This is a genomic window from Pedobacter sp. B4-66 (assembly GCF_018492665.1).
Classification (GTDB): domain Bacteria; phylum Bacteroidota; class Bacteroidia; order Sphingobacteriales; family Sphingobacteriaceae; genus Pedobacter.
Genome location: NZ_JAFVME010000014.1, coordinates 174,188 through 195,468, shown reverse-complemented (window position 1 = coordinate 195,468; position 21,281 = coordinate 174,188). Strand labels below are relative to the sequence as shown.

The following is a 21,281-nucleotide window of genomic DNA, read 5'->3' as shown; positions in this document are numbered from 1 at the left end:
TGTAGTTATTTAACTACGCAAATGTTTCTGCATTTTTTTTAAAAAAACTTGTCTTTCATCCCCCAGATTCCCAGTAAACCGCCGGTATGAAGGGCAACTATTTTGTCTTCTTTATTAAAGTAGTTGTTCGCGTTCAGGTCATCAATTGCAAAGAACATTTTCGAAGTATATACCGGATCGATTAGCATACCCTCGGCAGCTACAAATTTTTTGATGTATTCAATTAAAGTAGGAGGAGTTTTGGCATATCCACCAAAATGATAATCCGTATGCATTACCAGTTGATCAACGTTTCCTGTATGTTTATAGATTTCATCAGCAATGAAATCGCCACCTTTTAACACGGGTACAACATGGAGTTGAGTTTTTAGCTTACGCTGATGGATACCTTTCAATAATCCGGCTGCGGTTGTTCCCGTTCCGGCTGCGCAAAACAAGTGATCTATGTCCTGAGGTAGTTCGGCAATGATTTCTGCGCAGCCTCTTACGGCTTCGGCACCTGCGCCACCCTCATCAACAAAATAAGCTTGTGGATCAGATCCGAAATGGTTTTCAAATAGAAGTGTTTTGTTTTTGTAACTATCTCTGCTGGTAAAAATTAAATTCATCCCAAACAGTTTGCAAAGTAAAAGCATTTCGTTGCTCACTTCTTCGCCACGTACAAATGCGGTGCTTTTTAGGCTTGCCCTGGCACAAGCAGATGCAGTTGCTACCAGGTGATTAGAAAATGCACCACCAAAAGTAACAATGTGATTTTTATTCTTTTTCTGAACGTCTTTTAATATGTATTTGAGTTTGCGCCATTTATTTCCTGAAATATATGGGTCAATTAAATCATCTCTTTTTACCAATACATGGTTTCTGGTAAGGTGCTTTAATTGATGTATAGGACTATAAATATCTGTAAACATTGTACAAATATAAATACCCTTTATTTAAGCATTGCTAATTAATGCTTGAAATAGATCTTTTTAATTAAATAAGGGAAAAAGTTAAGAATTACTTTTAAATTTTGAGTAAAATTTTTCATAGACATGATTATTTGGTATGAGCCAAGCTTGGAACAAATAATAGGCCAATTTCTTTTCTAAATATATTGAAGCTAAAGATTAGTTTTGCAGAACGAAATCGCCAGAAGCCTGAAATGTAATAATAACAGGTTACTGAATGTGCTTTTAATGATTAATTAACAGAAATAAAACACAATTTTAATGGAAAACAACAATAGCGGGCAAGAATTAGAAGAGCAGGATCTGTACGAACATTTAAACATTGTTGTTGATAAAGGACAGTCTTTATTGCGCATTGATAAGTTTTTAATGCACAGGGTAGAGAACGCCTCCCGAAATCGCATCCAAAACGCAATAGACGCCGGAAATGTTTTAGTTAATCAAAAAACAATAAAACCAAGTTATAAGGTAAAGCCTGCCGATGAAATATCAGTTGTGTTTCCTCATCCACCTAGAGATACTGAAGTTTATCCTGAAGATATTCCTTTAGATATTGTTTATGAGGACGACGATCTTTTAGTGGTAAATAAGCCGGCAGGTATGGTAGTGCATCCTGGATATAATAATTATACCGGTACCCTGGTAAACGCCCTTGCTTTCCATTTTGAACAATTGCCACAATTGCCGGGTAATGAAGGCAGACCAGGTTTGGTACACCGTATTGATAAAGATACATCTGGTTTGCTACTGATTAGCAAAAACGAGATAACGATGACCAAGCTTGCCAAACAATTTTTTGATCATAGCATTACCCGTAAGTATGTGGCTTTGGCCTGGGGCGATATAGAGCAGGATGGCACAGTTACCGGTTATATTGGCCGCAGTGCTAAAAACAGGATTGTGATGGATGTTTACGACGATGAAGAAAAAGGCAAGTGGTCTGTAACACATTATAGCATTTTAGAGCGTTTAGGATATGTAACACTAATCAGTTGTCAGCTTGAAACCGGAAGAACACATCAAATCAGGGCACATATGCAACATATAGGGCATGCATTATTTAATGATGTAAACTATGGTGGCGATAAAATATTGAAAGGAACTACTTTTAATAAGTACAAGCAGTTTGTACAAAACTGTTTCAATATTTTACCTCGTCAGGCATTACATGCACAAACTTTAGGTTTTATTCATCCAACTACTAAAAAGTATATGGAATTTGAAGCACCTTTGCCAACCGATTTCGATACAGCCCTAAATAAATGGAGAAACTATATCGTACAGCCTCAATAAATGCAGCAAGAATACATTTTACATAACGACGAATTTATATTAAAAAATCATCCAATTTTAAGTGCCGATAATCGCGGTTTTAGATATGGCGACGGCCTGTTTGAATCTATGCGAATGAACAATGGCAAGCTTAAATTTGCCGAATTGCATGCAGATAGGTTAAGCGCCGGAATGAAAGCCCTTAAAATTGAAGGGGGCAATTTGCTTGATGAATATTTCCTGAAACAAAAAACGGCTGAACTTTGTAAAAAAAATAAGCTTAAAGATAACGTTAGGTTCAGGTTGTCGGTTTATCGCGCAGGCGATGGGTTGTACACGCCAAACAGTAACAAATCTGGATATGTATTAGAAGCATCACCATTAACTGAAAGCACTTATGAGCTGAATAAAAAGGGACTAATTGTTGATGTTTTTGACGAATTGACAAAGTCTGTTGATAAGCTTTCGAATTATAAAACTTGCAATTCATTACTTTATGTAATGGCAGGACTATATAAAAAACAATACAATCTCGATGAAGCTTTTATTTTAAACCAAAATGGTTTTTTGTGTGAAAGCATCAGCTCAAATGTTTTTGTTGTTTATAATAAACAGATTTATACCCCGGCATTATCAGAAGGTTGCATTGCAGGAGTAATGAGAAATGTGGTAATGAATATTGCTAAAGCCAATGATATCCCATTAATACAGGCGCAAATAAACCCGGAAGTATTAAAAGAAGCTGAAGAAGTTTTTATTACCAACGCAGTAGGAGGCATCCGCTGGGTAATGGGCTACGGACGTAAACGTTATTTCAACGAAGTAACCCGACTACTTAGTGAGAAGTTAAATTCGCTTTAAAAACTATTGAGGGTGTCCTAAAAAGACACCCTCTTTACTTGTTAGGATAGTTGTCTAGTATTTTCAATAGCTTTTTGGCTTCATCAGGATAATCATCATTTAGATTTACCCTTTCTGCAGGATCTTCTGCCAGATTAAATAGTTCTATACCGCTTTCTTTGGTTCTTCTAAGTTTCCAGTCTCCAATACGGGCTACTTCCGGGACACCGTAATGCACATAGTAAATCGGTTGATGCTGAAACACAGCATTCTTTTTTGTGAATAAAGGTGCTACCGACTCTCCATCTAGCTTAAGGTTGGCAGGTAGTTTAGTGCCACTCCATTCGGCCAGGGTAGGTAATATATCAACGCTTGTAAAAACTTGTTTTTGAACCTGTGCTTGTGTATGTCCTTTCCAATATAAAATAAACGGAACCCTTGTGCCGCCTTCGTAAGTGGTTGCTTTGCTACCACGAAATACCCCGGCAAATCCGGCATGATTCTGACGGGTTTTGCCATCGCCAGCCATCCTTTCTGGATAATTAGTCCATGGGCCGTTATCGCTGGTAAAAATGAAGATGGTGTTTTCAGCTAGACCTTGTTGCTCTAAAGTTTTCCAAATTTGACTTAAGCCTCTGTCCATTTCATTAATAACATATCCAAGTTCTCCGCCATGTTTTAAATCACTGTTCTTTTTGTGGGCGGCAAAATACACCGGTAGATGAGGCATGTTGTAAGCGAGGTATAAAAAGAAAGGCGCTCCCTTTTTTTGTTTTTTGATATACTTTACTGCTTCATTGTTGTACAATGAGGTCAGAGAGCTGTCGGCTGGTTGAAAAATTTCGGGTTTATAGTTCCGATATAGTTTAATAGTTGTATCGGTTTTTACGTAAGGGCTGCGGTAATCGTGACTATATAATAATCCATAATAGTTGTCAAATCCCTGTTCCATTGGCAAGTTGGTTTTTTGATCGCCCAAATGCCATTTGCCAATCATGTTTGTTTTGTAGCCACCTGTTTTTAATATTTCTGCCAGTGTAAGTTCAGAAGCAGGCAAGCCTTGCTTGTCACCCGGCGATAAAGGTGCGGGGATGTTATATCTGGTAGGGTAGCGACCTGTTAAGAAAGCCGCGCGTGATGGAGAACAAGTTGGAGAAGCCAATGCAAAATTAGTCGCTTTAATCCCTTTAGCAGCTATCTGATCCAAAAAAGGAGTTTCAATAACCGGATTGCCATAACAGCCCAAATCGGCATAACCCATATCGTCTGTTAGCACAAATATGATGTTGGGTTTTTGCTGGGCAGATGCATATTGCAACGATGCAAAGGTGAGACTTGCGATGCTAAATAGGGTTTTTAATAGAGTTGATTTTTGCATGATAAAACTAAACCATTAGGCTGCTGATTAAACAGATAGGTAATGTAATAAAATACTTTCAGCATCAAATGCATAAATACAGAAAAAGCCAACCCTTGGGCTGGCTTTTTCTGTATTTAAACCTTACTCTTTAATGCTTAATCAGCATGTAAAGTGTTTTTATGATCTTCTGGTTTGTAAGAAGCCTGCAATTCGGCAAGTTTCTTTTTACCATAAGCAAATCGGGTTATCAATACAAATAGTACCGGAACAATAAATATGGCAAGGATGGTTGCCGATAACATACCCGCGGCAACTGTCCAGCCGATAGTCATCCTCGATACAGCACCTGCACCATGAGATAAAATCAATGGAATTACACCTAATATGAAGGCCAGTGATGTCATGATAATCGGACGTAAACGAAGTTTTACCGCTTCAATAGTTGCTGCAATAAGCTCCATCCCCCAATCCACACGTTCTTTAGCAAATTCGACAATCAGAATCGCATTTTTTGCAGAAAGACCAATCAGCGTAATTAAACCTACCTGAGCGTAAATGTTATTATCGAGCTTTGGTAAGAATGTCAATGCCAGAATCGCTCCAAACAAACCGAGTGGTACAGCAAAGAGGATTGAGAATGGAACAGACCAACTTTCATACAATGATGCCAATAGCAAGAATACAAAGACAATAATCAGGGCAAAGATTAATGTGGTACTATTACCAGCTTCTTTTTCTTCCAAACTTATGCCTGAGAAATTATAAGAATAATTTGCCGGTAAGGTTTGTTCGGCTACCTCTTCCATTGCTTTAAGGGCATCGCCAGAACTAAAGCCAGGTTTTGCAGAGCCTGTTACTTCGATAGATCTGAAGAGGTTAAAGTGGTTAATAATGGAAGCTTTTTCTACTACATTATAACTAACTATTGAACTTAATGGAACTGATACGCCTGATGCATTTTTAACATACAGACTGTTGAGATCCTCAATACCTTTTCTAAAATTAGTATCGGCCTGGGTTACCACACGGAAGTTTCGTCCATATTTGGTAAAGTCATTTACGTAGCTACTTCCAAGGTATGCAGAAATGGTGCTGTAAACTGTGCCTATTGAAACGCCCATTTTCTTAGCCTGATCACGATCAACGTTAACTTGGTAATTTGGAGTTCGCGCATTAAACAGGGTATAGGCCATTGCAATTTCAGGTCGCTGATTAGCTGCCATAAGAAACTTTCCTACGTTGGCCTCAAATACTTTTATATCACCTGTTTGTTTTTCCTGAATTTGTAGGGAGAAACCGCCACTAATACCTAGTCCTGGAATGGGAGGTGGGGCAACAGCAATTACGCTACCTTCTTTATCACCTCTAAATTCCTGAGAAATGTTTGCAATGGTTGTTGCCACATCACCCGGCCTGTCGTCCCAATCTTTTAACTGCACAAAGAATGTGGCAGCGTTAGATTTAAACGATCTGTTCAGGATGTTGATACCACCGATTGAGGTTACATTTTTTACTTCAGGATATTTTTTCAGAATGGTTTCTGTAATTCTTTTGATTACTGCATCGGTACGAGCTGCCGAAGCTCCTTCAGGTAAAGTAACACCCATCAAGAATACTCCTGCATCCTCATTCGGTATGAAACCTGATGGTTTTTTAGCAAATAAGCCAACGGTTCCTACATAAAGACAGATTAGGATAACCACCATTAAAGGCGCCTTTTTTAAACACCATTTTACTCCGTTTGAATATCTGCTGGTTACACCCGCAAACCATATGTTGAATTTAAAGAAGAATTTGTTTAGTCCTCTTGAATCTTTGTTCAGGTTCATTGGTGTAAGTAACAATGAACACAAAGCTGGTGTTAATGATAAGGCAATAAACGCCGAGATTAATACTGAAACCGCAATGGTAATGGCAAATTGTTGATACAAGAGCCCAACCATACCGGGTATAAATCCAACTGGAATAAACACGGCTGCAAGTATTAAGGCAATGGCAATTACGGGAGCAGTGATGTCTTTCATCGCCCTGCGTGTTGCATCAGGAGCCGAAAGCCCATCGTGATCCATGTAATGCTGCACAGCCTCTACCACAACAATCGCATCATCCACCACAATACCAATGGCCAGTACGAAACCAAACATGGTAAGTGTGTTGATCGTGAACCCGAAAAGGGTAAAGAAGATGAATGTACCAATGATGGATACCGGGATTGCCAGAATTGGAATCAATGTTGCCCTCCAGCTTTGCAGGAAGAAGAATACCACCAACGTTACGAGTATAAGTGCCTCTACAAGGGTGTGAACAACCTCGTTGATGGAAACTTTTACAATCGATACTGTTTCGTAAGCCACTACATAATCCAAATCTTTAGGGAAGGATTTTTTTAGCTCTTCCATGGCTTTGTCTATTCCATCGGCTGTTTGTACAGCATTACCACCAGGTGTTTGGTTGATGGCCATCATAGATGAAACTTTACCATTTATCTTAGAATTGGTTGAATAGGCAAACTCGCCAAGCTCTACTCTGGCTACGTCTTTTAGGTAAACCGCAGAACCATCGGTTCCGGTTTTTACGACAATATTTCTGAACTGCTCTTCAGTATTCAAGTCGCCATCAAGGATTACCGAGAACTCGAAAGTTTGGTTGCTATTTTGAGGAGGACCACCTACGGTACCACCCGGCATTCTTGAGTTCTGTTCTGCAATTGCAGCCGAAACGTCTGCCGGAGTAAGGTTTAGCCTTGCCAATTTATTTGCATCTAACCAGATACGCATACTAAATGGCTGACCAAATGTTTGGACATCTCCAACACCTTTAATCCTTAGTAAAGCGTCTTTTACATATAAATTCACATAGTTTGAAAGGAATTTCTGATCGTATGTGCCATTTGGAGAGTAAAGGCCAAGCACCATCAAAATATCGTTATTCGCTTTTTTTGTGGTAACACCTAAACGCCTTACAGCCTCTGGTAAAGATGGTTCTGCAATACCTACCCTGTTTTGAACATCTAGGGCAGCAACATCTATGTTTGTACCCACATCAAACGTAACGGTTATTGATGAACGGCCATCCGAAGTACTGTTGGACGAAAGGTATTTCATGCCCGGAGTACCATTTATCTGGCTTTCTATTGGCGTAGTTACAGTTTGTTCTACGGTTTGCGCATCAGCACCTGTATAGGTACCGCTCACGGTAACAGTTGGAGGCGCTATATTTGGGTATTGACTGATCGGTAATGTGGTGATCACAATGGTACCAATCAGAACAATCAAAAGGGAAATCACGATAGACGTGATGGGTCGCTTTATAAATACTTCTGATATCATATCTCTGAATTCTTTAAATCTATTTTTTAACTGCGCCTGCTGCTGGTTGTGCTCCCGGGGCCGCATCAGCTGGAGCGTCGGTAACTACAGCACCTGGTTTTACATTTTGCACCCCGTCTACCACAATTACTTCCCCTTGTTTTAGTCCACTTTTTACCACGACACTTGTATTAAACTGTTTGCCTAGCTTAATGATGCGTGGTTCAGCTTTACTACTATCACCTACTACAAATACGTTAAACTCACCCAGTTGCTCTATAACAGCTTTGTATGGGATTACCAGTTGATGTTCTGAAGATTTGTTTAGTGCCTTTAAATTTACAGTCATACCTGCTAGCAATCTTCCATCAGGATTTGGATAGCTGATTCTTACTTTGATGGTTCCAGTTTGAGGATCAACTGCACGATCGATAGCTGTAATGTGACCTTGGCCTTTATAGATGCTACCATCTTGCAATTGAACGTTGAAGAGTGAATCTTTTACTGCTGATCCGTCTTTTTGTAAACGCATAAAACGAGGAATCTCGGCCTGGTTAACAGCAATGTCAACCGCTATTGGATTATTGCTGGAAACTGTATTTAACAAAGTTGTACCCGGTGAAGCTAAAGCGCCTAATTTAACTTGAGAAATACCTATTGTACCTGTTAAGGGCGATACAATGATTGAGCGCTGTAAATCGTTTGCAGCTGATGATAGCTGCGCTTGTGCTGAGGCCACTTGGGATTCGGCATTTGCCAGATCGGTTAACGCATAATCAACACGTTGTTTGGCAACGGCATCCTGCTCTGCAAGTCTGGTATAACGATCTGCATCCTTTTTTGCTTTATCGCGATTGGCTTTGGCAACTGCAACACTCGCTTTAGCAGCAGTGTGCGCTGCAATATATTTTGTGCGGTCAATTTCATAAAGCTTTTGGCCTTTAGTTACTTTCTGCCCATCTTTTACATAGATAGCAGTGATATAACCACCAACCTGCGGACGTAGTTCAACTTCGTTTAAAGCAACTACCACTCCAGGGTAAGAATCTGTAGTGATTACTTCCTGATCAGTTACAGTTGCTTTAGTTACCTGTGTTGGGGGAGGCGGCCCTTGCTGCATACCAGCTTTTTTATCGCCACCACAAGAGGCTAATGTAACAGTTCCAAGTATTACGAAGCCGAGTTTTATGTAGTTTGTAGTATTCATTTGAGTTCTTATTAATTTACTATGATAGTTCCTAATGCCTGTTGTACGTCTAGTTTCGAAGAAAGCAGACTGTATAATGAGTTTAAATAATTGAGTTGGGCAGTTCGCAAATCTGTTTCAGATGTCATCAGATCCAAATAGGTTTTAATGCCTTCATCGTATTGAAGTTTAATTGTATTGTACACCTGTCTGGAAATGTCGACATTTGATTTTGCTGTTTTCCAATCGTTCAAATTTGCTTTATAAGTAGCCATAGCCTGTTCATATTGCGTATTGATACTGCTTTTTGCATTTAACAGGTCAAGGTCGATTCTTTTTTCCTGTAATTGAGATTTTTTGAGCTCCTGGATTCTTTTTGTTCCCTGAAAAATTGGAACACTAAGTTTTAACCCAAATACAGAACTTGGAAAGGACTTATCATAAAGGTTGCTGAAATCATTATTTAAATAGTTTGAGCTATAATTTATAAAACCAGAAATGGATGGCAGAAAGCTCCATTTATTGTAACTGGTGTTTAAACGTTGTAATTGTTTCTGAGTTTGTAGTAAGCGATATTCAATTCTGTTCTCATAAGCCTGCGTGGCATTGGTATCTAAGACAATACCTTGCTCCATACTGTCGGACTTTAAGTTAAGACTAAAGTCTTTATCTGTACCGTAGCCAATGATTTCTTTCAGGTAGGCATATTTATATTTAAGTAGCTCTTCAGTTCTTTTTTTATCAGCTTTAGAGTTGCTTAAGCTAATCTGCGCACGTTGAAAATCTGTTTTATCTACTAAGCCTTGTTCGTACTGAGCTGAAGCATCTTTCAATTGCTTTTCTAAGCGAGCAATGTTTTCGTTGATAATGTTTAACTGCTCTCCGCTAGTAAGGATATCAAAGTAGGCTTTACTAACATCAACAACCGTATTTATTTTGGTATTTTCTGTACTCTGCTTGTATTGCTGTCTGTAATATTTAGACGCTTTTGAAGCTTGAATAAGACCTGCATTTAGAAATTGCTGATCGGCTTGTAAAGTAAGCCCAGAAGTCTGCTTTGTGCCAAAAGTAATATAATTGGTTTCGCCGTTTGTAGTAAGTGCATTAACCTGTTGCTTAAGGTTATTGTTATAATTTGCATTTGCACTAATTTGAGGGAACCATCCTGAAAGCGCAGACTTGATATCGCGTTCACCAATCTCTTCATCGATTAGAGATTGCTTCACTCCGGGTCTGTTATTTAGCGCATAATCTATCACTTCCTGAAGTGTAGCGTTGCTGAGCTGTTTATCATTGTTTGCCGTTTGTGCTACCGACCTTTTGGGTAGCAACATGGGTAAACCAATAAGAAGCATTACGAGTAGTTTATGAATTTTCATATTTAAATGTGGAATTGAGTGTAGTTAAAGCCATTATATATATTATTGTCTTTTAATTCCGTCCCAAACAATCTGCACAACTTCCGTAATGTCATCTTCAGAGTATATCATTTGCTCTGATAATCTGAAGTTTGCAGCCGCAACTAACGTGCCTCTTATTGTTGGTCCGAGTAATCTTGGATCGATATTTTTAAAATATCCTCCATCTATCCCGGATTCAAAGAAGCTGATTATTTTTTCTTTAAATAAAATACTGTCTTTTTCTGGGAAATTCTTTGCGAATGGAGAGTTTACATATTGCTCAAGGAAAACCATTGCAGGTTCATTTTGTATGTAAAAATTGTACTGGTTATGCATGAGTTTAAAGAAACGATCCTTGTAAGGACTTGATTGTTCGTAACCTTCCATTAAAGCCTCTGTCAGTTGATCTCTAGTTCTGATGTAAAGTTCTATGATGAGGGTTTCTTTTGAATCAAAATAATGGTAGATAGTCCCTGCTGCCACCTGTGCGTGTTTTGCAATCTGACTCATAGGTGTGCCATGAAATCCGTACTCTTTAATGAGTAGTAGTGTGCTATTCAAAATAGCATCACGTTTGCTGCTGTTAGTTTCCAATTGAACGTTCATTCGGTAGCAAAGAAAAGAATTATTTAATATATATATACGAGTATAAAGGGAATGTTACATACAGATGATTTATTAGTGATATTATAGAAATGTCGCATTTTCGTGTAATTTTACTATAAGTATTGAACCTAATTATTAAAATCTAACTAACGCTTTATGAAAATATTCTTCAGTTTCTTTCTTTCTGTTTTTGTCTATTTTTCTTGTCAATCGCAAACTCAAAAGATTGAGTTAAAGTTAACTAAGGGGCAGTCTTATACTCAAAAAACTGTAGTCAAATCTGTAATTAAGCAAAAAGTTAATGATCAGGAAATAAGTATCAACATGACTATTACAGGCCAAATGAAATATTTGGTTACAGATTATGCCTCCGACATATACAGCATGAATGTAAGTTACGAAAATTTATCTATGAAAATGGTGCATCCAGGTGGGACATCTGTTTTTGATTCTGAAAGTACTGACGAAACAGATATCATGTCATCAGTTTTCCGTATGATGAAAAATAAACCGTTTCAAATAAAAATGACCAAAAGCGGAAAGATAGCTGAGGTTAAGAATGTAGAGGTGTTATATACTGGTGCATTTGATAAGTTTCCTCAGTTAACAGCCGAACAAAAAGAGCAAATTCGTACTCAGATTATGCAATCGTACGGCGATAAGGCCTTTAAAGGGAATTTAGAAATGTTGTCGGCTGTGTTTCCGGATCGCGCCGTTGCCAAAGGTGATACCTGGAATATCAAAACACAACTGGAAGCAGGTATGTCAGCAACTTTAGATGGGGTATATAAACTTGATGAAATTACAGCTACAGAATTTGTGATTAGTGGTGCATCTCTTTTTACGACAAAAAATAATGAGGTCGATACAGCAACCACTGTACTGCCATTTAAGTATAATATGGCTGGTACTATGAATTCGGTTATGAGAATCGACAAAAAAACAGGTTGGTTAATTGAAGGAAAAATTAGTCAGAATATTAAGGGAACAATGAGTATTAAAGCGAGTGAAAAGATGCCGGAAGGAATGACAGTTCCTATGGAAATGACAAGTGATATGGTATTTACTGATAAATAATAATTTGTTTTTTTCGGTAAAGAGTCTATCTTAACTCAACATAATAAATTATCACTTTTTAAATGCTCTCATTCATGATTAATCACTTATTTTCCTCTAAAGGAGGTACTTGTTTTGCTAAAAATGGAACCTATAAATCATTCTTAGCTCTTTTATTTACTGTCTTTATTTTCTCTTGTAAAAAAGATAAGCAAGAGACTGGCGATAATAAATCTCGCGAACCCCAACAGCTAATTAACAACATTACATCTAAATTGTCAGGGGCTGACAGCATTGCCAATTTTATGCAGGTGTTAAAAGATATTTTACTAAGTAAAGAGGAGGTATCAGAAGGTATTACAGTTTTTGCACCTTTAAATGATGATGTGGCAATTACTTCGGCTATGGTTAAAGATCATATTATTAAGGGATCATTTAATCATTATGAGTTGTATAATAAGAGAATCTTTACCACTTTGAGTGGAAAAGAATTAAAGATTAGTCGTTCGGCAGATACCATATGGATAAATGGTGTTCAGGTTGGAGGTAAACAGATTGTGTATAACGATAATGAGGCTGTGCATACAATGAAATCATCACTTACCCCTACAACTACTAAGGATGAATTACATACCACAACCATTGAAGTTACTGTTTGGGATGGTACTAAATGGAGCATTGCAAGCCCTAAAGGTGAAGTGATTTCAGGAGCAACAGTAAACCTTTATGCTACACAGCATGATTATACAGATGGTGCTATTGCTTACAGTAGTAAAACAAATGCCTCTGGCAAAGCTACCTTAAAGAGACTTGCTTCAGGAAGGTATTATATTGAAGCCTTTTATGGTAACAAAACGAATACATTTAGAAGCTCTGCAGAGCCATATTCAGGTTTTTATATGGGATATGCTATATCTGGAATTTTTCAATCAGATGCTGAAGTAAATGCTGGGGCAAAACAGAGTAATGCGGCTCCAGGGAATTTTAAGTGGGTTGATCTTAACAATGATGGTATAGTTGATAGCAGAGATTATTATGGTTTGCCATACGAAAGTACCGTAACTATTAGCGCGCTGACAAGAAAAACGGAGATTAGCATTGGTTTTTTAAACAATAAGAAGCCTTAAAAAAGGTTAGGAATATTTTTATATTCGTGAAAACCAAATATAAAATATTTAGCAAATTATATGAACCGCAGAAAATTTATCAACCTTGGCGCTCTTGCAGGAGCTGTTACTGTAGCACCAACAACTTATGTACTTGGTGAAACAGGATTATTAAAAGACAAAAAAGAAAAGCGTTATCAAAAGGGTGCAAGTCCTTGGCCAGTTTGCCTTGATACTGCAACAATAAGACCTGCGTCACTAAAAGATAAAGTAAAAATAGCTGCTAAAGCAGGTTATGATGCAATTGAACCTTGGGATGGAGAATTGCAAGAGTTCGAAGCAAAAGGTGGTAATTTAAAAGATCTTGGTAAAGAAATAAAAGACCTTGGGCTGTTTGTACCCAGTGTAATTGGTTTATGGAACTCATTACCTCCTACACAAGAGCTGTTCGACAAATCTTTAGTAGATACACGCAATCGAATGCGTATGGCAGCAGCCATCGGTGCTCAACATATCCAGACCATCCCAGATACCGCCGGTGAGAATTTTAACCAAAAATGGGTAGCCAATAGATATAAAGATATTATTGAAATTGGACTAAAGGAATTTAACATTCATCCAGCTCTTGTATTTGTAAAATACCAGCCCGTAAAAACATTGGGACAAGCTATGGGGATTGCATTAGATAGCAATCATCCTAAGGCGATGATCATTCCTGATACTTACCATATGTATATTTCTGAGGGTGGTTTTGAAGGATTGAAACTTGTAAACGGAAATGCCATCGCTATATTCCAATTCTCAGACGCACCCGCTTCTCCGGCAGTAGCCGATTTGGGAGACAAGGATCGTGTTTATCCTGGTGATGGGATATTGCCTCTGCCACAGATTTTAAAGGATCTTAAAGCAACAGGATTTAAAGGCTGTATTTCTCTGGAACTTTATAATCCTGAGTATTATAAGCAGGATTTGCAAAAGGTTGCAGAAACAGGGTTAAGAAAAACATTAGAAGTAATTAAAAAAGCAGGGGTTTAAAAACCCCTTTTTTATTTTTACTAATTTGGAAAATATGTTAAATCTATGTTTTTCAGTAGAAAAAAACTGCACATTTGCCTGTAGTTTTTAAAGGGGTATAGGTATGCTACAAATTATAATATCGAGTATTGGCTGGCTTGGCGTGGTTTTATGTACGTTAGGCTATTTATTATTAAGCGTAAAAGTAGTAACCCCTGATTCACTCAGCTTTCAGCTACTCAATATTGTAGGTGGACTGTGCTTAGTTACCACAGCTTTGGAAACTAACGATTTACCAAACGCTATGGCTAACCTACTTTGGATGTTCATTGGACTATATGCGTTAGGGCGACGGTTAAGAACTCAGAACGCTATCAGAAAGAACCGTAGCGTCAACTCCTAAAATCTGATACGCCTTACTCTTGTAATAGTCAAGCCGTTCTGCATAGGCCTTTTTATCGCTTTCTAAAGAAAGATAGAAATAAGCACCATCAACCAATACAAAAATTAAATCAGCAGCTGCTTTAGCATCCTCAACTTTTATGAGATCTTTTTGATTGCATTGTTCTATCATTGAAGTAAGGGCAAAGCGTAATGAGTCCAATATGGTCTTATATTTTGCTTTTATCTTTTTTTCTCTGAATGCTAAAGCATAAAAGGTATAAAACAAGCCATCGTCAAACAGTAAATTCCACTTTTTAGAGAAGAGCATGTCAATTGTTTTCTTCAAGTCTGAAAGTGTGGCTCCATCCTTGTTTTTAATAGTATATATTAAAAGATACCTTTCAAGTATATAATCAATAAGCCCATAAGTAAGATCTTCCTTAGTCTCGAAGTAGTGAATAATGAGGCTTGGATTGATATCCATTACTTTGGCAATCTTAGCTATCGAAGTATTTTCGTAGCCTTCAGTTTTAGCAACCTTATAAAATATCTTTATAATTTCTAGTTGTCTCGCCTCTTTGAGGCTCTTTCTTCCCATGGTAAAATTTATTCAGCCAAACTACTTAAAAGTAATTCTATTTCGCAAATTTATTTTTATAGATTGAATGTATGTTCAATTAATTTATTAATTTAGTTCTAACCTGCTGTTAACATTGCGAATGGATATTTGCGGCGCTCGAACAGTAATTAAATACCAAACCAAACAAATTAATTTTATTTCAATTATGAAAAAAAAGCTACTACTGATTTGCTTCATGCTTTTTGCAGCAAAGAGTTTTGCCCAGAATATCACCGTGAAAGGTGAGGTTTTGGATGCCGAAACTAAAGGGCCTATTCCGTCAGTTAACGTTAGTGTTAAGGGTACAAAACTTGGTACTGCTACAAACACGAATGGAATTTACACCTTAACAAATGTAAAACCCAATGCAACTCTTGTGTTTACCTACATTGGATACAAACCACAGGAAATTAATCTAAATGGGAAAACCCAATTAAATGTAACGCTTGCTCCTGATTTGAGTGACCTTCAAGAGGTAGTAGTAGTAGGGTTTGGAACAAAGAAGAAAATTAATATTGCCGGAGCAATAGATCAGATTTCAGGAAAGCAATTGGAATCACGACCAGTTTCAAATGTTATGCAAGGACTGCAAGGTATTAGTCCTGGTTTAAATATAACTTATGGTGGTGGTGCTCCCGGCACTGTGCCTGTAATAAACATCAGAGGGTATACTTCCATAAACGGAGGCTCACCTCTTATTGTAATTGATGGAATTCCAGCAGCAAGTAATGATGATATGTTAAGGTTAACTCCTTCTGATATTTCATCATTTACAGTATTAAGAGATGCTGCATCTGCAGCTATTTATGGTGCAAGAGCGGCTTTTGGAGTAATTCTTATCACTACTAAAAAGGGTGTAGCAGGAAGTACTAGGATAAGTTATAATGCATTAACAACCTGGGGTAGGTCAACGGTTCTTCCAAAGCCGGTAACTGATCCATATATCTATTCGAGAGTTTTGGAGACCTCTACTGATAATACTCCATGGGATTACGTAAACTATTCTGATGAGTACTATAAGTGGGCTAAAGAGAGATCGGATAATCCTTCACTTCCAGATACACGTATTGACCCAACTGATCCAAATAAAAACAGATGGGCATATATGGGTGATAACAACTGGTATGATTATTTCTTTAACAAGGCTAGTTTATCGCAAAATCATACATTGACTTTTTCAGGTGGAGCTCAGGTAAATAACTCCCCATTAACTTATTATTTATCTGCCGATTATACGAAAGAAAATGGTTTGAATAAACTTGCTCCTGATTTTTGGGATCGTTATGGTTTAAGATCAAGGGTAGGTTTTGCTCCTTTATCATGGTTGAAAATAGATAACAATCTTAATATTTACCAAACCAAAAAAGCACGTCCAAATACCAGTATTACCGATCTTTATTACTTGCAACCAACCGATGTAGCTACGAATCCTGATGGAACGTGGGCAAACACTGGGGCCGGTAGACTCGCTGCAAGATTGGTTGATGGAGGGAATAATCTTGAAACAATGTTTGGCTTCCAAAATATCACGGGTGCAACTGCTTCGTTTTTAAATGGTGATCTTCAGGTAAATGGTGATGCTTCATTTAAAAGAGAGTTATGGAAGTATCATAATGATTCGAAGAAGTTTAAGATAGGTTTCGGACCAACCGACATCCGGGAAGAGGGGGGTAATGGTTATGTAAGTGAGAGCAATGGCTACTTATATAACAATGCTTTTAACTTGTATACTACTTACAAAAAGACCATTGGGGACCACTTTTTTAGTGCGATGGTTGGTTATAATTCTGAGAACTATAATTATTCTACGGTTGATGCTCAGAGAGACTTACTGATGTCTTCATCTGTGCCTTATCTTAAATTAACTACAGGTGAAATAACACTTGGGACAAATTATAATGCGTATGCTAGTACTAGTGCCTTCAGTAGGTTAAACTACACTTATAAAGATCGCTATATTTTAGAGGCCACAGGAAGATATGATGGATCTTCGAGATTTCCTATAAGCCATCGATGGGGATTTTTCCCTTCTGCTTCTTTGGCTTGGATTGCTAGTGCTGAAGATTTTTTTAAACCTTTAGCCCCAGTTTTATCAACATTTAAACTACGCACCTCTTATGGTGATTTAGGGAATCAGGCTGCAGATTCTAATCCATATTTACGTGATTTTGGTTATATCCAAACGTTGCCGACCGGAACATCACCTTATCTGATAGGCGATTCAAGGAAAGTGGTTATTACTGGAGCACCTAAATTGTATGTTGATCCAAATACTTACACATGGGAGCGCGTTTCTACGCTTAATATGGGTACGGATTTAGGCTTTTTGAATGATAAGCTATCATTTACTTTTGATTATTTCATTCGCAATACAACAGGTATGCTTGTTGCTGGTCAGGAATTACCTGGTGTACTAGGTACGGACGTGCCAAAGCAAAATGCTGCTGATCTTAGGACAAAGGGGTGGGAGCTATCAGTTTCCTATAGAGATAGGTTCGATTTAGGCTCTAAGCCATTTAGTTTCGAAACGAAATTTTTTGTTTCTGATTCCCGTTCGAAGATTACAAAATTCAAGAACGATCAAAACTTATTATCTAACTACCGTGTAGGACAGACTATAGGAGAGATTTGGGGACTGCAAAATGATGGGTTGTTCCAGAGTAAAGCTGAAATAGATGCACTTGATCAATCTAGCATAATTCCATGGGGTGCACTTGAGATTATTCAGGGCTGGCCTAAATACAAGGATTTGGATGGCAACAAAAAAATAGAGAGGGGATTAAGTTCTAATGATCCGAAAGATCTTAAAATTATTGGTAATAGTACGGATAGATATAGTGTTGGTGCTAATCTAAATATGGATTGGAACGGATTCGATCTTTCTGTATTCCTTCAAGGCGTATTAAAAAGAGATTTTTATCCTCATCATTATTTGTTCTGGGGGCCTTATCAGCAGCCTTACGCTAACGTTTATCCTTGGAATCTTGATTTTTATAGGGCTACAGGAGATTCTCCTGAACAAAGAGCAAAACACTCAGCTTCTTATATAGCTGCAGGGTTAGCTGATGCAAATACCAATTCTTATTACCCGGTTATGCAATCGTGGCTGGCAGATGCTAATTACGGTTCAGGTTTAGATATTCCACAAACTAAATACTTGCTAAATGGGGCTTATTTAAGAATAAAAAATGTTTCACTTGGTTACACTTTGCCGGCTAAGTTTACTAATCGTTTTAAAGTTAATCGCCTTCGTGTATTTGTTACCGGAGAGAATCTTTATGAATTCTCTGCCATTAAAAAGTACATAGATCCTGAAGCAGTAAATCAAGGGTCTAGTGCATGGGCATATCCATATCAAAGAAGATATGCAGTTGGTTTAAATCTAGATTTTTAATAATTAGGGAGTTAACAAACATTTAAAAAACAGTTATGAAAAAGAATATATACATCCTGTTTGCAACAATTGCAGTTTTAATCACTGCATGCAAAAAAGGTAGCCTGGATCGTTTTCCGCAAACGGAGATAGCGCCAAATCTTTTCTTTAATACAGAAGAAGACCTTGCTTTATATGTTAACGGATTACTCTTAATGCCTGACAGAGGGAGCTATTTGAATGATCAAAGTAGCGATAACGTAGCAACTACAGCGGCTGTAGAAGTAAAGAATATAATGGCAGGCAATGCTAATGCACAGAATATAACCGGAGGATGGAATTGGAAAAGGCTGCGAGATATCAATTATTTCTTAGAAAACTATAATAAAGCAAAGGTTACCAGTGAAGTGAAAAATCATTACATTGGTTTGGCGAAGTACTACCGTGCACAGTTTTATCTGGATAAAGTACAGCGCTTTTCTAATGTGCCTTGGTATTCTGGTACGCTGAATCCGGATGATAAAGAATTGTTTAAGCCTAGCGATGCTCGTGCGCTAGTTATGGATAGTGTAATGGCTGATCTTGATTTTGCCTATAATCATGTGAGAGAAGGTGTGCCTGCAGGAACTCCAGGGAAATGGGCCGTTGGTGTATTTTATTCACGAGCAGCTCTTTATGAAGGGACTTATCGCAAATACCATACAGAGCTTAATTTAAAAGCAACTGCAAATGCCTTTCTTGAAACTACTGTTAAGATAACAGGGGAAGTAATGGCTTCTAAAAAATTCTCAATCTTTAATAAAGATCTACCTGATCAGGATTATGGAACTTTGTTTTCAAGTCAGGATTTGACTTCAAACCCTGAAGTGATTTTGGTTAATATATTCGATTTAGCTAAAAAAACAAGCCAAAATGTAAATGGTGTCGTATTTGGTGATTATGAACAAGCACCTGCAAGAGACCTTATACAAGCCTATTTAATGAAGGATGGTAGTCGTTTTACAGCAGTGCCAAATTATGATAAACTTGGGTTTGTAAAGGAGTTCGAGAATCGTGATCCACGTTTGGCTCAAACAATGGCTTATCCAGGTTGGATTAGGGTGCCTGATGCCCAACCTTACATCCAAAGGCTAAATAAAAATTTTACAGGTTATCACCAATTAAAAGGATACGTAAACAGTACTGATCAGACAATTTTAAATAGTGTCGACTTCCCTGTTTATCGCTATGCAGAAGTATTGTTAAATTACGCTGAAGCGTTAGCTGAGTTAGGTATATTGAACCAATCGCAGTTAGATGAGTCTGTTAACTTGATTAGAAAAAGAGCAGGTATGCCTAATCTTAATTTAGCTCAGGCAAATGCCTCTCCTGATCCATTATTACAGCAACAATTTAATAATGTTGAATCAAACCAAGGAGTGATTTTCGAAATAAGAAGAGAACGCAGGGTTGAGTTTGCTTTTGAAAATACAAGATATGATGATTTGATGAGATGGAACGCCGGAAAACTATTGGCCAAAAGCCCTGAGGGGATGTACTTTGCCGGATTAGGGAAGTATGATTTAACAGGAGATGGTGTTGAAGATATTATTTTAATCGATAAATCTCAGACTATTCCTGACGAAGACCATAAAGAAAAGAATTCATTAGGGGTAGTACTTAACTATTACCGTACCGGAGAAATAGGTTCAGATGCCACTGTATTTTTGAAAAATGGTACTTCAGGTGGTGCTATTGTAACTGAATCAGCTATTCGTAAGTTTGAGGAGCCTAAATACTATTATCGCCCAATTCCTCAGCAACAAGTTGTATTGAACAATAACCTAAAACAAGTATTTGGCTGGTAATAGCTAATAAGTCCATTTGGAAATAAAAAGCAAAATGACACTAAAAAGAAGATCTTTACTAAAGGCAGCAGGTTTAGCTGTTGGCGCCGTAGCAACCAGCGGCCTGAATGCCTTTGCTTCTAGCCCTGAAATACAGGACAAGAAAAAGAAAAAACTGGCACTTTCTGTAGCACATATAACCGACGTGCACATTGGAGAAGGTGAAAATGCCCCTGAGCGATTTAAAAAATGCTTAAAGCATATCATTACTAAGCACAAGCCTGATTTCTTCCTGAATGGTGGTGACTCTATTGGTGATGCATCGTATGACAATGTTGTATACGATCAGGTAATTAAGCAGTGGAGTATTTGGGATGATTGCCTGAAAACATTGGATAAATACGAAGTGCATAGCTGCATTGGTAACCACGATTCATGGTGGAAAGCGCCATCTAAAGAGCATGAAATGTATGGGAAAAACTATGTGGTTAAGCGCCTGAAAATCCCTAACAGATACTACAGTTTTTCAAAAAAGAACTGGCATTTCATAGTGCTTGACGGAAACAATGGTAATATCTCATTAGACCCGGAACAATATAGCTGGTTGGAGAAAGAACTGGAGCAATTACCGGCATCTACACCAACATTGCTAATGTCGCATTATCCAATTTTAGGAACCACTCAGGTTCTTGTAGGTGGAGGTCACTCTGACTGTAAGAAGCTAAAAGACCTGTTTCACAAGTATCGCGATAAAGTGAGAGTTTGCTTAAGCGGACATAACCACTTATCAGATAATACCCGTTATAACGATGTTTTATATTGCTGTAATGGTGCTATGAGCGGTTTCTGGTGGGGTAAGGGAGATGCTGAATCTGCCGGCCCAGGTTATTACCTGGAAACTCCTCCGGGGTATGCAATGCTGAGCTTGTATGAAGATGGAACAGTAGAGAATGAATATTATCCACACACTTATTAACATAC

16 protein-coding genes are annotated in these 21,281 nt (G+C 37.8%); 9 read left to right on the top strand and 7 right to left on the bottom strand.

The annotated features are described in order from the left end of the window. Positions 1 to 38: 38 nt before the first annotated feature. A complete protein-coding gene (locus J1905_RS20975) occupies positions 39 to 911 on the bottom strand; it encodes a 1-aminocyclopropane-1-carboxylate deaminase/D-cysteine desulfhydrase (RefSeq protein WP_214229180.1) in 873 nt (290 codons plus the stop codon). 300 nt (positions 912 to 1,211) lie between these two features. Between J1905_RS20975 and J1905_RS20970 the strand changes: the two genes are divergently transcribed. After that, on the top strand, positions 1,212 to 2,243 hold the full coding sequence (locus J1905_RS20970) for an RluA family pseudouridine synthase (protein WP_214229179.1): 1,032 nt from the start codon (positions 1,212 to 1,214) through the stop codon (positions 2,241 to 2,243). Beyond that, on the top strand, positions 2,244 to 3,083 hold the full coding sequence (locus J1905_RS20965) for an aminotransferase class IV (RefSeq protein ID WP_214229178.1): 840 nt from the start codon (positions 2,244 to 2,246) through the stop codon (positions 3,081 to 3,083). Between the two features lie 34 nt (positions 3,084 to 3,117). Here the strand turns inward: J1905_RS20965 and J1905_RS20960 are convergent, their stop codons facing one another. The 5 genes from J1905_RS20960 to J1905_RS20940 all read right to left on the bottom strand — a co-directional run bounded on the left by J1905_RS20960 (position 3,118) and on the right by J1905_RS20940 (position 10,922). Beyond that, positions 3,118 to 4,440, bottom strand: coding sequence for a sulfatase-like hydrolase/transferase (locus J1905_RS20960; protein ID WP_214229177.1), 1,323 nt, complete (start codon positions 4,438 to 4,440; stop codon positions 3,118 to 3,120). A gap of 137 nt (positions 4,441 to 4,577) precedes the next feature. Further along, on the bottom strand, positions 4,578 to 7,751 hold the full coding sequence (locus tag J1905_RS20955; RefSeq protein ID WP_214229176.1) for an efflux RND transporter permease subunit: 3,174 nt from the start codon (positions 7,749 to 7,751) through the stop codon (positions 4,578 to 4,580). 19 nt (positions 7,752 to 7,770) lie between these two features. Beyond that, positions 7,771 to 8,937 carry an efflux RND transporter periplasmic adaptor subunit gene (locus tag J1905_RS20950; RefSeq protein ID WP_214229175.1) on the bottom strand — a complete coding sequence of 389 codons (1,167 nt, stop codon included), beginning with the start codon at positions 8,935 to 8,937 and terminating at the stop codon, positions 7,771 to 7,773. Positions 8,938 to 8,948: 11 nt separating this feature from the next. Beyond that, the gene (locus J1905_RS20945; RefSeq protein ID WP_214229174.1) at positions 8,949 to 10,295 is read right to left on the bottom strand and encodes a TolC family protein; all 1,347 of its coding nucleotides are present in this window, start codon (positions 10,293 to 10,295) and stop codon (positions 8,949 to 8,951) included. 42 nt (positions 10,296 to 10,337) lie between these two features. Next, complete coding sequence (locus J1905_RS20940) at positions 10,338 to 10,922, bottom strand: TetR/AcrR family transcriptional regulator (RefSeq protein WP_214229173.1); 585 nt, start codon at positions 10,920 to 10,922, stop codon at positions 10,338 to 10,340. Positions 10,923 to 11,078: 156 nt separating this feature from the next. On the opposite strand from J1905_RS20940, the gene J1905_RS20935 reads away from it, so the two are divergent. The 4 genes from J1905_RS20935 to J1905_RS23895 all read left to right on the top strand — a co-directional run bounded on the left by J1905_RS20935 (position 11,079) and on the right by J1905_RS23895 (position 14,501). Next, complete coding sequence (locus J1905_RS20935) at positions 11,079 to 11,999, top strand: DUF6263 family protein (protein ID WP_214229172.1); 921 nt, start codon at positions 11,079 to 11,081, stop codon at positions 11,997 to 11,999. A 74-nt stretch (positions 12,000 to 12,073) separates the two neighbouring features. Next, positions 12,074 to 13,105: a fasciclin domain-containing protein gene (locus J1905_RS20930; RefSeq protein WP_214229171.1), complete on the top strand. Its 1,032-nt coding sequence runs from the start codon at positions 12,074 to 12,076 to the stop codon at positions 13,103 to 13,105. Positions 13,106 to 13,165: 60 nt separating this feature from the next. Next, positions 13,166 to 14,119, top strand: a complete 954-nt coding sequence (locus J1905_RS20925; RefSeq protein ID WP_214229170.1) for a sugar phosphate isomerase/epimerase family protein — start codon at positions 13,166 to 13,168, stop codon at positions 14,117 to 14,119. A gap of 103 nt (positions 14,120 to 14,222) precedes the next feature. After that, the gene (locus J1905_RS23895) at positions 14,223 to 14,501 is read left to right on the top strand and encodes a CBU_0592 family membrane protein (protein ID WP_502928750.1); all 279 of its coding nucleotides are present in this window, start codon (positions 14,223 to 14,225) and stop codon (positions 14,499 to 14,501) included. Here J1905_RS23895 and J1905_RS20920 read toward each other — a convergent pair. Next, positions 14,454 to 15,080 carry a TetR family transcriptional regulator gene (locus J1905_RS20920; protein ID WP_214229169.1) on the bottom strand — a complete coding sequence of 209 codons (627 nt, stop codon included), beginning with the start codon at positions 15,078 to 15,080 and terminating at the stop codon, positions 14,454 to 14,456. The genes J1905_RS23895 and J1905_RS20920 overlap by 48 nt on opposite strands. Positions 15,081 to 15,267: 187 nt before the next feature. Between J1905_RS20920 and J1905_RS20915 the strand changes: the two genes are divergently transcribed. Genes J1905_RS20915 through J1905_RS20905 form a run of 3 tightly spaced genes read left to right on the top strand, consistent with a single transcriptional unit; the run spans position 15,268 to position 21,276 of the window. After that, positions 15,268 to 18,495, top strand: coding sequence for a SusC/RagA family TonB-linked outer membrane protein (locus J1905_RS20915; RefSeq protein WP_214229168.1), 3,228 nt, complete (start codon positions 15,268 to 15,270; stop codon positions 18,493 to 18,495). A gap of 35 nt (positions 18,496 to 18,530) precedes the next feature. After that, positions 18,531 to 20,321, top strand: coding sequence for a RagB/SusD family nutrient uptake outer membrane protein (locus J1905_RS20910; protein WP_214229167.1), 1,791 nt, complete (start codon positions 18,531 to 18,533; stop codon positions 20,319 to 20,321). A 34-nt stretch (positions 20,322 to 20,355) separates the two neighbouring features. Further along, complete coding sequence (locus tag J1905_RS20905) at positions 20,356 to 21,276, top strand: metallophosphoesterase family protein (protein ID WP_214229166.1); 921 nt, start codon at positions 20,356 to 20,358, stop codon at positions 21,274 to 21,276. Positions 21,277 to 21,281: the final 5 nt, after the last annotated feature.